Origin of the sequence: Variovorax sp. V118 (assembly GCF_041154445.1) — a bacterium.
In the GTDB taxonomy this organism is placed as follows: domain Bacteria; phylum Pseudomonadota; class Gammaproteobacteria; order Burkholderiales; family Burkholderiaceae_C; genus Variovorax; species Variovorax boronicumulans.
The window spans coordinates 4118191-4131950 of sequence record NZ_AP028663.1 but is presented as its reverse complement, the minus strand read 5'-3'; the positions used below and the strand labels follow the sequence as shown (position 1 = coordinate 4131950).

Sequence of the window (13760 nt, the reverse complement as noted above, 5' to 3'; positions counted from 1 at the left end):
TCATCCGTGCTTGATGGCGATGGTCTTGAGGGTCGTGAAGCCGAGCAGGGCCTCGAAGCCCTTCTCGCGGCCGAAGCCGCTCGATTTCACGCCGCCGAAAGGCAGTTCTACACCACCCGCCGCCCCGTAATTGTTCACGAACACCTGGCCGCAATGCAGCTTGTGCGCCATGCGCAGCTGGCGCGCGCCGTCGCGCGTCCACACGCCGGCCACCAGGCCGAAGTCCGTGCCGTTGGCCAGGCGCACCGCCTCGGCCTCGTCGGCAAACGGCATCACGGCCAGCACCGGGCCGAAGACTTCGCGCTGGGCCAGGTCGCTGTCATGCGGCACGTCGCGGAACAGCACGGCTTCCTGGTAGTAGCCGGTGGACGGTGCCTGCGGCGACACGGTGCCGCGCGCCGCCACTTTCATGCCGCTGGCCTCGGCGGTCGCGACCATGTCGCGCACTTGGCGGAACTGCTTCTCGTTGATGAGCGGGCCCATGTCCAGGTCTTCGGCGGGCGTGCCCGCGCGCACGGCCGTGAAGCGCTTCGCGAGGCGCTGCACGACTTCTTCATAGATCGATTGCTCGACCAGCACGCGGCTGCCCGCCGAGCAGGTCTGGCCGGCGTTCTGGATGATGGCGTTGAGCAGCACGGGCTCGGCCGCGTCGAGGTCGGCGTCGGCGAACACGATCTGCGGCGACTTGCCGCCCAGCTCCAGCGTCACCGGGCAGTGGCGCTCGGCCGCGGCCAGGCCCACGCTGCGGCCGGTCATGGTCGAGCCGGTGAACGAGATGTGGTCGATGCCCGGGTGCGCGCACAGCGCGGCGCCGGCTTCCTTGCCGTAGCCCGTGACCACGTTGAGCGCACCGGCCGGAAAGCCGACTTCGGTCGCGATCTCGGCCAGGCGCAGCAGCGAGAGGCTCGCGTCTTCCGCCGGCTTCACCACGCAGGCGTTGCCCGCGGCGAGCGAGGCGCCCACGCTGCGGCCCGCGATCTGCATCGGGTAGTTCCAGGGAATGATGTGGCCCGTCACGCCGTGCGGGATGCGCACGGTGAGCACGGTGTAGCCGCGCTCGTAGGGCAGGGTGTCGCCGTGCAGCTTGTCGCAGGCACCGGCGTAGTACTCGAAGTAGCGCGCCAGCGCGGTCGCGTCGTTGCGCGCCACGCGCAGCGCCTTGCCGGTGTCGCGTGCCTCGAGCTGGGCCAGCTCTTCGTGGTGCTGCATCACGGCGGCGCCGAGCTTGGCGAGCAACCGGCCGCGCTCCAGCGCGGTGGTGGCGCCCCAGGGGCCGTCGAAGTGCTCGCCCATGGCCTGGCGCGCGGCGCGCACGGCGGCATCGATGTCGGCGGCGGTGCCGCGCGCGATTTCGCCGAATTTCTGGCCGTCGCTCGGGTCGATCACGTCGATGGTGGCATTGCCTTCGGACGCCACGCGGCGGCCGTCGATGTAGTGGGTGGCGTTCATGGGAAGGTGTGTCTCCGTATGGCGGTTCAGATCGGCTCAGGCCAGGGCTTCTGGGCGTCGCGAATCTGCTCGAAGGCGCGGCTGAACTGCAGCACGCCCAGGTCGTCGAAGCGGCGACCGGCCACCTGCAGGCCGATGGGCAGGCCTTCGGCCGAGTAGCCGCAGTTGACCGACGCGGCAGGCTGCTCCGACATGTTGTAGGGCACCGTGAAGCCGATGTGTTCCAGCGGCCGCATCGGGTCGTTGGTGGGCGAGGCATGGTCTGCGGGCGCGGGCATGTTGGGCGACACCGGCGAGATCACGAAGTCGTAGGCCTTGGTGGCGGCCACCGTGGCCGCGCGCGTGGCGACGAACTGGCTGTAGCCGTCGAAGACGTGCGCGCCCGAGAAACCGGCCGCGCTCTCGGCCCATTCGCGGATGTACGGCAGGATCTTCGCGCGCTGTTCGGCGCTCATGGCCTGCATGTCCAGGCACGAGCGCATGCGCCAGAAGTGGTCCATGCCCTGCAGCATCTGCGGCGTCATGAAGGCGGGGATCTCCTCGACGTGCGCGCCGGCCGCCTCGATGCGTTTGGCGGCATCACGCACGGCCTGTGCGATCTGCGGATCGAGCGGCAGGCCGCAGCCCGCGTCCATGTGCAGCGCCACGCGCTTGCCCTTGAGGAATGACGGATCGACCTCGAAGGCGTTCCAGTCGATCACGGGCGGCGGCAGTTCGGAATAGTCGCGGTCGTCGGGCTGCGCGACCGAGGCCATCATCAGCGCCGCGTCGGCCACGGTGCGCGTCATCGGGCCGGCGCAGCGGCCCATGTAGGGCGAGCTCAGCGGAATGCGGCCGAAGCTGGGCTTGAGCGTGAAGATGCCGCACCAGCTCGCGGGCAGGCGCAGCGAACCGCCGATGTCGGTGCCCACGTGCAGCGGGCCGTAGCCTGCGGCGGCGGCTGCACCGGCGCCCGCGCTGGAACCGCCCGGCGTGCGCGAGGTGTCCCACGGGTTGCGCGAGAGGTCGTGAAAGCTCGACAGGCCCGACGACAGCATGCCCAGATCGGGCATCGTGGTCTTGGCGACCATCACCGTGCCGTCGGCCTTCAGGCGCGCGGCGGGCGGCGAGTCGTAGCTCACCGGCACGAGTTCGTAGGCGGCGGTGCCCAGCGGCATCGGGTCGCCCTCGGTCGCGAGGTTTTCCTTGATGGTCACGGGCACGCCGTCGAGCGTGCCGCGCGGCGTGCCGGCGCGCCAGCGCGCTTCGGAAGCGCGCGCCTGTTCGAGCGCGACCTCGGGGCGGAACAACCAGGTGGCGCGCAGCTGCGGCTCGCAGGCCGCGATGCGTTCGTTGACCGCACGGGTCACCTCGACCGGCGAGAGTTCCTTGGCAGCGTAGGCGGCGTGCAGTTCCTGCACGCCCAGGGCGTAAAGAGGCTTCGTCATGGCCGCATCAACCCCACGAGATGGCAGCCAGGTCGTTCGCGACGATCGGCATGTTCGGCCACAGGCCCTTCACTTCCTTGCGCGCAACCGTGGGGAACACGGCCTGGAACAGGAAGCCGTTGACGGCATCGTTCGCGAGCATCTTCTGCGCCTCGCCGAGCAGCGCGTTGCGCTTCTTCTCGTCGGGCTCGCTCTGCACCGAGGCGTACAGGTCGCGGAACTTCTTCGAGTCGTAGCCCCAGTAGTAGTCGGGCTCGGTGTACTTCACGAGGTCGAAGGGCTCCACGTGCGCGACGATGCTCAGGTCGAAGTCGTGTCCGCCGCCGAAGGTGCCGCTGAGCCACTGGGCCCATTCGACGTTCTGGATCTTCACGTTGATGCCGATGGCCGCGAGCTGGGCCGCGATCACCTCGCCGCCCTGGCGCGCGTACGAAGGCGGCGGCAGCGTCATGCGCAGCTCCAGCGGCGTCTTCACGCCCGCGTCGGCCAGCAGCTTCTTCGCCTTGGCGATGTCGAAGGGGTTGATGCCGGTGGTGTCGACGTAGCCCGGCGCACCGATCGGGTAGTGGCTGCCGATGGCCTTGCCGAAGCCGTCGGCCGCGCCCTGGATCACCACGTTGCGGTCCACCGCGGCCAGGATGGCGCGGCGCACGCGCACGTCGTCCAGCGGCTTGCGCTTGTTGTTGATCGCCAGGATCACCTTGCTGCGGGTGCCCACTTCGAGCACGCGGAAGCGCGGATTGGCGCGGAACTGGCCCACGCTGCGCGTGCCGGCGCGCGGGAAGATGTCGATGTCGCCCGCCATCAGTGCCGCGGTCTGCGCGGCCGAGTCGGACATGAACTTGAAGACGAACTTGTTGACCTTGGCCAGCGCCGGGTTGCGGTACGTCGGCGACTTCACCAGCGAACAGGCCGAGCCGCGCTGCCAGCTGTCGAGCTTGTAGGGGCCGGTGCCCACGGGCTTGGTGGCGTTGGTGTCGGCGCTCTTGGGCTCGACGATGCAGGCGGTGGCCTGGCCGAGCATGAAGAGCAGGTCGGGGTTGGGCTGCGCGGTGGTGATGACCACCGTGTCGGCGTCGGGCGTCTTCAGGCTGATCTCGCTGAAGAAGCGCTTGTCCTTGTTGGTGCTCTTCTCGCCGGCCGCGCGCTCGAAGCTGAACTTGACGGCGGCGGCGTCGAAGGCTTCGCCGTTCTCGAACTTCACGCCCTTGCGCAGCTTGAAGGTGTGGGTCTTGAGGTCGGGCGACACGGTCCAGCTCTCGGCCAGCAGCGGCGTCACGCTGCCGTTGGCGTTGATCTTGGTCAGCGTCTCGAAGATGTTGTAGTGCGCGATCTCGGCGATGGCCGAAGCGGCGGCGGTGGTCGGGTCAAGGCCCGGCGGTTCCAGCGGCATGCCGATGGTCAGCATGTTCTTGCCGGTCTGGGCCTGCGCGAACAGCGGAAAGGCGCCGGGGATCGCGGCGGCGATGGCGGTGCCCATGAGGGTGCGTCGCTTCAACATTCGGGGGTTCTCCTGGAAGAAAAAAGAGGCTGCCGGTTCGACCCGTTCGGGCCTACCGCGATGGCGTGTGCAGCACGGCCGACAGCAAGGTGCGTGTGTATGGGTGTTGCGCGTGGGCAAAAATTTCGGCGGGCTGGCCGCGTTCCACGATCTGGCCCTTGAACACCACGCACACCTCGTCGCACAGGTGGTTGACCACGGCGAGGTCGTGGCTGATGAGCAGGTAGCTGATGCCGAACTGCTGCTGCAGGTCCTGCATGAGGTTGAGCACCTGGGCCTGCACGGAGACGTCGAGCGCGCTCACGGGCTCGTCGGCGACGATGAGCTTGGGGCGCGTGATGAGTGCGCGTGCGATCGCGATGCGCTGGCGTTGGCCGCCGGAGAACTCGTGCGGGTACTTGTCGAGGTCGGTGGTGCGCAGGCCCACGGCGGCGAGCGCTTCGGCGGCGCGTTCGCGCTGCTCGGCGCGCCGCGTTTCGGCCAGCGCTTCGAGCGGCTCGGCGACGATGCGGGCGACGGTCTGGCGCGGGTCGAGCGAGCCGTACGGGTCCTGGAACACCATCTGGAAGTCGCGCCGCGCGGTGCGCAGCTCGGCCTTCGAGAGCGCGTGCAGGTTGCGGCCTTCGAGCGCGACGCTGCCCGAGGTGGGCGTGTCCAGCGCCATCACGAGGCGCGCGATGGTGGACTTGCCCGAGCCCGATTCGCCGACGATGCCCACGCTCTTGCCGGCCTGCACGCTGAAGCTCACGCCGTTGAGCGCCTTCACGGTGGGTGGCGGGCCGAAGAGCTTTTCGCGCGGCAATGCGTAGTGCCGCACGAGGTCGGTCACCTGCAGCAGCGGGGTCGAAGAGGAAGACGTCGAAGTCATCGGGGTGCTCATGCGGCGGCCAGCGTGGCGTGCGCGGCGACGGCGTCGAGGTGCAGGCAGCTCACCGCATGGCCGTTGGGTTGGCGCGCCACCGGCGGCTTCGTGGTGTGGCAGGCGTCGGTCGTGAAGTCGCAGCGGCCCGCGAAGCCGCAGCCGCGCGGAATGTCGACCAGCTCGGGCACGCTGCCGCGGATGGTGGGCAGCCGGCCCGCGCGCACGGCGCCGAGCGCGGGGCGCGCCGCGAACAGGCCGCGCGTGTAGGGGTGGGCGCGGTCGGCAAAGACCGTCTCGGTCGGGCCGCTTTCCACCGCGCTGCCGCCGTACATCACGAGCATGCGCTGCACGCTGCTGGCGATCACGCCGAGGTCGTGCGAGATGAGGATCAGCGCCATGCCGCCCTCGGCCACGAGGCCCTGGATGAGCTCCAGGATCTGCTTCTGGATCGTCACGTCGAGCGCGGTGGTGGGCTCGTCGGCGATCAGCAGGTCGGGGCCGCAGGCCAGCGCCATCGCGATGCCGATGCGCTGGCGCTGCCCGCCCGAGAACTGGTGCGGGTAGGCATCGAGGCGCGAGGCCGCATCGGGAATGCCGACGCGGTCGAGCAGCGCGAGCACTTCCTTGCGCGCTTCGGCTTTCGACAGGCCGCGGTGCAGCCGCAGCGGTTCACCGACCTGGCGCACGATGGTGTGCACGGGGTTCAGCGCCGTCATCGGCTCCTGGAAGATCATGCCGATGCGGTTGCCGCGGATCTGGCACATGTCCTTTTCGTCGCGCCCGACCAGCTCGGTGCCGTCGAAGCGGATGCTGCCCGTGACCTTGGCGGTCGCGGGCAGCAGGCCCATGAGCGACATCACGGTGATCGACTTGCCGCAGCCCGACTCGCCGACGATGCCCAGCGTTTCGCCGCGCTCCAGCGAGAAGGAAATGCCGCGCACGGCTTCGGCCGGGCCGCGTTGCGTCTGCAGGCCGATGTGGAGGTCGTTGACTTCGAGAAGTGCCATGGCGTGCTTGCTTACTACCTCGCGCGCGCCAGGCGCGGATCGAGCAGGTCGCGCAGACCGTCGCCCAGCAGGTTCAGGCCGAGCACCGCGAAGGCGATGGCCATGCCGGGGAAGACGGCCAGCAGCGGCTGCTGGAACATGAGGGTCTGGGCTTCGCTGAGCATGCGGCCCCACGAGGGTTGCGGCGGTTGCGTGCCGAGGCCGAGGTAGGAGAGCGCAGCCTCGGCCAGGATCGCGATGGCGAAGCGGATCGTGATCTGCACGATGAGCACAGCGGAGATGTTGGGCAGCACGTGTTGCATCGTGATCGCGAAGCTGCCCTTGCCGCAGGCGCGTGCGGCGGCCACGTACTCGCGCGACCAGATCGCGTTGGCCGAGGCGCGCGTGATGCGCGCGAAGGTCGGGATGTTGTAGATGCCGATCGCGATGATGGCGTTGACGATGCCGGCGCCGAACACGGCGGTCATCATGATGGCCGACAGGATCGCGGGGAAGGCGAGCGTGAAGTCCGAGAGGCGCATCACGGCTTCTTCGACCCAGCCGCGCCTCGCAGCAGCGAGCAGGCCCAGCGCCGTGCCGACCACGAGGCCGATGCCCACGGCGATCACGCCCACGAGGATGGACGCACGCGCGCCCACCAGCAGCAGCGAGGCTACATCGCGCCCGAAGGCATCGGTGCCGAGCCAGTGCGTGGCCGAGGGGCCCTGCATCTTGTTTGCCATGTCCATTGCATACGGCGACCAGGGCGTCCAGACGAAGGAGAGCAAGGCAGCCAGCAACAGCAGCAGCGCGAACACGCCGCCGATGACGAAGCTGCGGTGCTTGACCGCGCGGCGCCAGAAGCCGGGCGCGAGAGGCGCGGCGGATGCGGGCACGGAAGGGGAGAGGATGGCGCTCATATGTCGCTCGCCTTGATGCGCGGGTCGATCACGGCGTAGAGCACGTCGACCACGAAGTTCACGATGACGACCATGGCCGCGAGCAGCATCACGCAGTTGCGCACCACGATCAGGTCGCGGTTGCTGATGGCCTGGAAGATCAACCGACCCAGGCCCGGAAGATAGAACACGTTCTCCACCACGATGGTGCCGGCCAGCAGCTCGGAGAACTGCATGCCCATGACGGTGATGACGGGGATCATCGCGTTGCGCAGCACGTGGGTCCACAGCACCATGCGCTGGGACACGCCCTTGGCGCGCGCCGTGCGCACGAAGTCTTCGCGCATCACCTCGAGCACGGCGGAGCGCGTGATGCGCGCGAGGATCGCCGCTTGCACCACGGCCAGCGACAAGGCCGGCAGCAGCAGCGATTTCAATCCCGCGAAGATGCCTTCACCCCAGCCCTCGAAGCCGCCGGCGGAGAACCACTGGAGCTGCACCGAGAACACAAGGATCAGCAGGATGGCGAACCAGAAGTTGGGGATGGCGATGCCGACCTGGGCCATGCCCATGAGGCCGACGTCGCCGAGCTTGTTGTGGCGCGCCGCAGCCGTCACGCCCACGAGCAGCGCGATGACGACGGTCAGGGCCATGGCCATCACGGCCAGCGGCACGGTGAGGGCCAGGCGCTCGAGGATCAGGTCGATGACGGGCGAGCTGTAGGCGTAGCTGTCACCCAGGTTGCCGGTGAGCAGGCCGCCGATCCAGTGCCAGTAGCGCGTCCAGGCGGGCTGGTCCAGGCCGAGCTTGGTGGCCAGGGCGGCGACGGCGTCGGGCGAGGCGTCGGGGCCCATGAGCATCTGCGCGGCGTTGCCGGGGAGAATTTCGAGCACCAGGAACACGATGACGGACGCGCCGATCAGCGTGCCGATGAGCGTCAAGGTGCGCTTGAGCAGGAACAGGCCCATGGTTCAGTGGCTCCGTTTTTTGTCGCTGTTCAGGGCGTGTGCCCAGGCCACCGGGTACTTCCCTCCGCGAATGTCCCCCGGCCTTCGGCCTCCTCCTTGATTTCGCTGCGGGAAGCACCCAGTGCCCTGGGCACGGGGGCACGCTGCGGGTGTGCGCAGCGCGTTTCGCTTCCTGCGAAAAAGAGGGTCGGGAGGTGTCATGCCGAAGCGATGCACTCGGCAATCGCGCGGCCCACGTCCACCGTGTTGGCGGTGCCGCCCATGTCGCGCGTGCGCGGGCCTTCGCTGAGCACGGTCTCGATCGCCGAGAGCACTGCCGCCGAGGCTTGTGCGTACACGGGGTCGTTGTCGCCCAGGTGGTCGAGCATGAGCGCGGCCGACCAGATCTGGCCGATGGGGTTGGCAATGCCCTTGCCCGCGATGTCGGGCGCCGAGCCGTGCACGGGCTCGAACAGCGAGGGGAACTTGCGCTCGGGGTTCAGGTTGGCGCTGGGCGCGATGCCGATGGTGCCGGTGCAGGCCGGGCCCAGGTCGGAGAGGATGTCGCCGAACAGGTTGGAGGCCACGACCACATCGAACCAGTCGGGGTGCTGCACGAAGTGCGCGCACAGGATGTCGATGTGGTACTTGCTCGTGGCCACGTCGGGGTAGCGCGTGGCGATCTCGGCCAGGCGCTCGTCCCAGTAGGGCATGGTGATCGAGATGCCGTTCGACTTGGTGGCGGCCACCAGGTTCTTGCGTTTGCGGCGGTTGGCGAGCTGGAACGCGTAGTCGATGATGCGGTCGACGCCCACGCGGGTGAACACGGCTTCCTGGATCGCCATCTCGCGCGGCGTGCCTTCGAACAGGCGCCCGCCCACCGAGGTGTATTCGCCTTCGGTGTTCTCGCGCACGACGAGAAAGTCGATGTCGCCCGGCTTGCGGTGCGCCAGCGGTCCGGGCACGCCGGGCATCAGGCGCACGGGGCGCAGGTTGACGTACTGGTCGAAGTCGCGGCGGATCTTGATGAGCAGGCCCCACACGGCAATGTGGTCGGGCACCTTGGCGGGATCGCCCACGGCACCGAAGTAGATGGCGTCGTGGCCCTGGATCTTGTCGGCCCAGTCGGCCGGCATCATCAGGCCGGTGCGCACGTAGTGATCGGAGCCCCAGTCGAAATGGTCGTACGCGAAATCGATGCCGAAGCGCCGACTGACCGCGTCGAGCACGCGAAGGCCCTCGGGCATGACTTCGACGCCGATGCCGTCTCCGGGAATGACGGCAATCCTGTGCTTTTGCTTCTGCTGCATTGACTCAACCTGTTCCTGAACCGTTTCGATAAGAGCGCCGACGCTTGTGACACCGGGCCGTCAAAAAATTCTAGGAGCGGGTGGGGCGCGCGCGATGGGGGTTGGCACCCACCGGGCATTGACAAAAAGCGAAGGCAAAAACGCCAGAACACGGCGGAAGATAAGCAATTGATGGTCATCGAACTGACTTGAGCTTCGAAAAATTAGAAGGCGCCGGGGGCGGAAAACCCGCACCCGGGCACCCGCCGCGAGGGCCTGCGTACCATCGTGCCCATGCGAACACTTCCACTCCCCACCGGCGGCGAGATGCCGGTTCTCGGTCTCGGCACCTGGCGCATGGGCGAAGACGCCACCCGTCGCGCGGCCGAGGTGGCCGCGGTGCGCGAGGCCATCGGCCTGGGCTACCGCCTGATCGACACGGCCGAGATGTACGGCGAAGGCGGCGCCGAGACGGTGGTCGGTCAGGCCGTGGCCGAGGCGCTGCGCGCGGGCGATGTGCAGCGCGACGCGCTCTTCATCGTCAGCAAGGTCTACCCGCACAACGCCAGCCGCCGCGGCACGGGGCAGGCTTGCGAGCGCAGCCTGGCGCGGCTGGGGTTGGAGCGCATCGACCTGTACCTGCTGCACTGGCGCGGCAACCACCCGCTGGCGCACACGGTCGAGGCGATGCACGAACTGGTCGCGGCCGGCCGCATCGCCCACTGGGGCGTGAGCAACTTCGACACCGACGACATGCGGGAACTGGCGCAGGTCATCGGCCAAGGCCCGGCCTGCGCGGCCAACCAGGTGTACCTGTCGCTCGGCGAGCGCGGCCCCGAGTTCGACCTGCTGCCCTGGCAGCGCGAACGCGGCATGCCGCTGATGGCCTACAGCCCGATCGACCAGGGCGCGCTGGCGGGCGACGAGGCATTGGGCACGTTGGCGGCCGACCTCGGCGTGAGCGCCGCGCAACTGGCGCTGGCCGCGGTCATCGCGCGCCCCGGCGTGGCGGCGATTCCGAAGGCGGTGCGCAGCGCGCACCTGAAAGAAAACAGGGCCGCCGCCGAGCTGCAGCTCGATGCGACGACCCTGGCGGCGCTGGACCGGATCTATCCGGTGCCGAAGCGCAAGACGCCGTTGGCGATGATCTAGTTCATCAGTGCGCGTCGGCGTGCTTGGCCGCCGCGATCACCGCTTCTTCGTCGTGCTTCGCACCGTTGAGGAACAGGTTCAGCAGCACGGCCGTGATCGACGCCAGCAGGATGCCCGACTCGATCAGCGAGTGGATCGAGTGCGGCATCCACTGCTTGAAGTTGGGGGCGATGAGCGGAATCATGCCGACGCCGATCGACACGGCGACGATCATGGCGTTGTGGCGGTTGGTCTTGAAGTCCACGCCCGACAGGATGCGGATGCCGGTGGCGGCGACCATGCCGAACATCACGAGGCCCGCGCCGCCGAGCACCACGGTGGGCAGCGACTCGACCAGCGCGGCCATCTTCGGCAGCAGGCCCAGCACGATCAGGATCACGCCGCCGGCCACGCAGACATAGCGGCTCTTGATGCCGGTGACGGCCACCAGACCCACGTTCTGCGAGAAGCTGGTGTACGGGAAGGTGTTGAAGATGCCGCCGATGAGCGTGCCCAGGCCGTCGGTGCGAAGGCCCTTGGCCAGGTCTTGCTGGCTGATCTTGCGGTCGGTCATTTCGCCCAGCGCGAGGAACATGCCGGTGGACTCGATCATCACGACGATCATGATGAGCGTCATCGTGAGGATCAGGATCGGGTCGAACAGCGGCATGCCGAAGTGGAAGGGCAGCACGATGTCGACCCAGGCGGCCTTGCCGACCTTCTCGTAGGTCATGAGGCCGGTGAGCGAGGCCACCACCGCGCCGATCACGATGCCCAGCAGCACCGAGATGTTGGCGATGAAGCCCTTGGCGTACTTCACGATCAGGAGGATCGACACCAGCACCAGCGCGGCCACGCCGAAGCCCGACAGGTCGGCGTACTTGGGGTTGGGCACCGTGGGCATGATCGCGAAGCCCTTGGGCACCGCAGGAATCGAGCTGCCCGGCGAGGTGACCTCGGCCAGCCACTTGGCGTACACCGGGTCGACCAGCGCGGGCGCCGTCGGGCCCACGGGGTTGCCGAAGATCCAGTTGATGCCCACGCGCATCAGGCTGATGCCGATGACCGCGATGATCGTGCCCGTCACCACCGGCGGGAAGAACCGCAGCATGCGGCTCACCAGCGGCGCGATCAGTATCGATATCACCCCCGCGCCGATGATGGCGCCGAACAGCAGCTGCGCCCCGTTCTGCCCGGGGTTGGCGTTGGCGATGGCGACCATGGGCGCCACCGAGGCGAAGGTCACGCCCATCATCACGGGCAGCTTGATGCCGAACCACTGCGTGGCGCCCAGCGCCTGGATCAGCGTGGCAATGCCGCAGCAGAACAGGTCGGCCGAGATCAGCAGCGCGACCTCGTCGGGCGAGAGCTTGAGCGCGCGGCCCACGATGAGCGGCACCGCGACGGCGCCCGCATACATCACGAGCACGTGCTGCAGGCCGAGGGCCGCGAGCTTGCCCGAAGGCAGGCGCTGGTCCACGGGATGGACATTGCTGGAAAGGGAATCTGCCGTCATCGTTGTCTCCTGGCGCGGCGAGGGGAACGGAGCAGTGATGCGCGTCGCAGAGCCGTCGCGCACACCAGTTGTGTACGCGAAACTGTATACAATTTATGCGGCAATCCGGATTCAGGTAAACCCGAATCCGGCGAAGAAGCGCTGTGGGAGGCGCGCGCCAAGGCATCCGGCCTTCTGGCCGGCTCTCAGGTATTGGGAGTGGGGCGCGCGTCAGCGACGCGGGCTCAGGCCAGCAGCGCCTTGACCAGGTCGAGCTGGCGATCAGGCTTCTCGGTGCCCAGTTCGAGGCTGGCCTCGATGCGTTCGAGGTGCTCGATCATGCAGGTCACGGCCGCTTCCACGTCGCCCTTGCGGCACAGGCGCAGGAAGTCGGAATGCTCGTCGGACGAGCAGTGCGGGTCGTTCGAGGAGTGGTAGAGCATCGCGATCAGCGAGCTGCGCGCCACGAGTTCGCGCACCATCTCGGCCAGCGTGTGGTTGCCGGTGGCTTCGGCCAGCGCCACATGGAAGTCGCCCAGCAATTTCTCGCGCACCGTGCCCATGGTGGTGCTCTGGCGCAGCGCGGTGCGTTCGAACTTGATGTGCTGCTCGAGCGTCTGGTAGTCGCGTGGTCGGGCGTTGGCGATGAACAGGCGCACCACCTCGCGCTCGAGGATGCGGCGCACCGCGAACACCTCGCGCGCCTCGTCCACCGTGGGCTGGCAGACGAAGGCGCCCTTGTCGGGAATCATCTCGATGAGCTTGTCCTTCGACAGCATCAGCAGCGCCGCGCGCACCTTGGTGCGGCTCACCGAGTAGACGCGGCCCAGCGCCTCTTCGCGCAGCCAGGTGCCGGGCGGCAGGCGCTTCTCGACGATCGCGGTGGCGATGTCGTTGGCGATGCTCTCGATGGAACTGTTCTTGTCGGCCGGCGCCGCGCCGTTCTCGGCCGGTGCGGCAACGGGGGCGGCGGAAGGGACGGAGGTTTTGGAACTGGCGCGGGGCATCCGTCGATTGTGGCTCAGCGCGTGAGGGTGAAGCCTTCGAGCGCGCCGATCATCGGCTTGGGCAAGGGCCTTGCCAGCTCGCCGCGCTTGCTGGTGCGCAGCTTCAGCGCCACCAGCGATTCGATGAGCTTGGTGCCCGCGGCCACGCCGTCGATCACCGGCACGCCGAGCACCTGCTCGATGTGCGCGCACAGGTCGGTCATGCCGGCGCAGCCGAGCACGATGCAGTCGGCGCCGTCTTCTTCGAGCGCGCGCCGGCACTCGTCGACGATGCGCTCGCGGGCGTTGGAGCCCGGCTCTTCCAGCTCGAGCACCGGCAGCTCGCAGGCGCGCACGTTGGCGCAGAAGCGCTCCATGCCGTAGATCTCGGCCAGGTGCCAGGCCTGGCCCATGGTGCGCCCCAGCGTGGTCACGACGCTGAAGCGGCTGCCGATCATGCTGGCCAGGTGCATCGCCGCCTCGGCGATGCCCACCACCGGGCCGCGCGCCAGCTCGCGCGCCGCCTTCAGGCCCGGGTCGCCGAAGCAGGCGATCACGTAGCCGTCGATACCGTCGCGCTCGCCCGCGGCGATCTCCTGCAGCAACCCCGGAACGGCCAGCGCCTCGTCGTAGTGGCTCTCGATGGAGACCGGCCCCATGGCCGGGCTCACGGCCACGATCTCGGTGCCGGCGTGCGCCACCGCGCGGGCGCAGGCACCGATCTTCTCGGTCATGCTCCAGGTGGTGTTGGGGTTGATGATCTTGATGCGCACGGCGCGGTCCCTTCT

General features: G+C 68.4%; 12 protein-coding genes. 1 reads left to right on the top strand and 11 read right to left on the bottom strand.

Annotation, left to right across the window (positions count from 1 at the left end):
• From ACAM52_RS19190 to ACAM52_RS19155, 8 genes are all read right to left on the bottom strand, one after another.
• Window positions 1–1449, bottom strand: a complete 1449-nt coding sequence (locus ACAM52_RS19190; RefSeq protein ID WP_095946731.1) for an aldehyde dehydrogenase family protein — start codon at window positions 1447–1449, stop codon at window positions 1–3.
• Between the two features lie 26 nt (window positions 1450–1475).
• The gene (locus tag ACAM52_RS19185; protein ID WP_369644311.1) at window positions 1476–2876 is read right to left on the bottom strand and encodes an amidase; all 1401 of its coding nucleotides are present in this window, start codon (window positions 2874–2876) and stop codon (window positions 1476–1478) included.
• Window positions 2877–2883: 7 nt separating this feature from the next.
• Complete coding sequence (locus ACAM52_RS19180; protein ID WP_369644310.1) at window positions 2884–4377, bottom strand: ABC transporter substrate-binding protein; 1494 nt, start codon at window positions 4375–4377, stop codon at window positions 2884–2886.
• 52 nt (window positions 4378–4429) lie between these two features.
• The gene (locus ACAM52_RS19175; protein WP_369644309.1) at window positions 4430–5245 is read right to left on the bottom strand and encodes an ATP-binding cassette domain-containing protein; all 816 of its coding nucleotides are present in this window, start codon (window positions 5243–5245) and stop codon (window positions 4430–4432) included.
• 8 nt (window positions 5246–5253) lie between these two features.
• Window positions 5254–6246, bottom strand: coding sequence for an ABC transporter ATP-binding protein (locus tag ACAM52_RS19170; RefSeq protein WP_369644308.1), 993 nt, complete (start codon window positions 6244–6246; stop codon window positions 5254–5256).
• Between the two features lie 14 nt (window positions 6247–6260).
• Window positions 6261–7145 (bottom strand): ABC transporter permease, encoded by an 885-nt coding sequence (locus tag ACAM52_RS19165; RefSeq protein ID WP_369644307.1) that lies wholly within the window; start codon window positions 7143–7145, stop codon window positions 6261–6263.
• Window positions 7142–8092, bottom strand: a complete 951-nt coding sequence (locus tag ACAM52_RS19160) for an ABC transporter permease (RefSeq protein WP_070061679.1) — start codon at window positions 8090–8092, stop codon at window positions 7142–7144. The genes ACAM52_RS19165 and ACAM52_RS19160 overlap by 4 nt, the downstream gene beginning before the upstream one ends.
• 197 nt (window positions 8093–8289) lie before the next feature.
• The gene (locus tag ACAM52_RS19155) at window positions 8290–9381 is read right to left on the bottom strand and encodes a tartrate dehydrogenase (RefSeq protein ID WP_070061680.1); all 1092 of its coding nucleotides are present in this window, start codon (window positions 9379–9381) and stop codon (window positions 8290–8292) included.
• A gap of 273 nt (window positions 9382–9654) precedes the next feature.
• Between ACAM52_RS19155 and ACAM52_RS19150 the strand changes: the two genes are divergently transcribed.
• Entirely contained in the window at window positions 9655–10512 is an 858-nt protein-coding gene (locus tag ACAM52_RS19150) for an aldo/keto reductase (protein ID WP_369644306.1), read from the top strand.
• A 4-nt stretch (window positions 10513–10516) separates the two neighbouring features.
• On the opposite strand, the gene ACAM52_RS19145 is transcribed toward ACAM52_RS19150, so the two are convergent.
• From ACAM52_RS19145 to ACAM52_RS19135, 3 genes are all read right to left on the bottom strand, one after another.
• The gene (locus ACAM52_RS19145; RefSeq protein ID WP_159275186.1) at window positions 10517–12007 is read right to left on the bottom strand and encodes a nucleobase:cation symporter-2 family protein; all 1491 of its coding nucleotides are present in this window, start codon (window positions 12005–12007) and stop codon (window positions 10517–10519) included.
• Window positions 12008–12231: 224 nt separating this feature from the next.
• A complete protein-coding gene (locus ACAM52_RS19140; protein WP_095744177.1) occupies window positions 12232–12993 on the bottom strand; it encodes a GntR family transcriptional regulator in 762 nt (253 codons plus the stop codon).
• A gap of 14 nt (window positions 12994–13007) precedes the next feature.
• Window positions 13008–13745: an aspartate/glutamate racemase family protein gene (locus ACAM52_RS19135; RefSeq protein ID WP_159274479.1), complete on the bottom strand. Its 738-nt coding sequence runs from the start codon at window positions 13743–13745 to the stop codon at window positions 13008–13010.
• Between the last annotated feature and the right edge of the window lie 15 nt (window positions 13746–13760).

Bases quoted from the DNA above. Each gene is read 5' to 3' on its own strand.
- ACAM52_RS19155 (WP_070061680.1), bottom strand. From the start codon at position 9,381: ATGCAGCAGAAGCAAAAGCACAGGATTGCCGTCATTCCCGGAGACGGC.
- ACAM52_RS19180 (WP_369644310.1), bottom strand. From the start codon at position 4,377: ATGTTGAAGCGACGCACCCTCATGGGCACCGCCATCGCCGCCGCGATC.
- ACAM52_RS19165 (WP_369644307.1), bottom strand. From the start codon at position 7,145: ATGAGCGCCATCCTCTCCCCTTCCGTGCCCGCATCCGCCGCGCCTCTC.
- ACAM52_RS19160 (WP_070061679.1), bottom strand. From the start codon at position 8,092: ATGGGCCTGTTCCTGCTCAAGCGCACCTTGACGCTCATCGGCACGCTG.
- ACAM52_RS19175 (WP_369644309.1), bottom strand. From the start codon at position 5,245: ATGACTTCGACGTCTTCCTCTTCGACCCCGCTGCTGCAGGTGACCGAC.
- ACAM52_RS19190 (WP_095946731.1), bottom strand. From the start codon at position 1,449: ATGAACGCCACCCACTACATCGACGGCCGCCGCGTGGCGTCCGAAGGC.
- ACAM52_RS19170 (WP_369644308.1), bottom strand. From the start codon at position 6,246: ATGGCACTTCTCGAAGTCAACGACCTCCACATCGGCCTGCAGACGCAA.
- ACAM52_RS19185 (WP_369644311.1), bottom strand. From the start codon at position 2,876: ATGACGAAGCCTCTTTACGCCCTGGGCGTGCAGGAACTGCACGCCGCC.
- ACAM52_RS19150 (WP_369644306.1), top strand. From the start codon at position 9,655: ATGCGAACACTTCCACTCCCCACCGGCGGCGAGATGCCGGTTCTCGGT.
- ACAM52_RS19145 (WP_159275186.1), bottom strand. From the start codon at position 12,007: ATGACGGCAGATTCCCTTTCCAGCAATGTCCATCCCGTGGACCAGCGC.
- ACAM52_RS19140 (WP_095744177.1), bottom strand. From the start codon at position 12,993: ATGCCCCGCGCCAGTTCCAAAACCTCCGTCCCTTCCGCCGCCCCCGTT.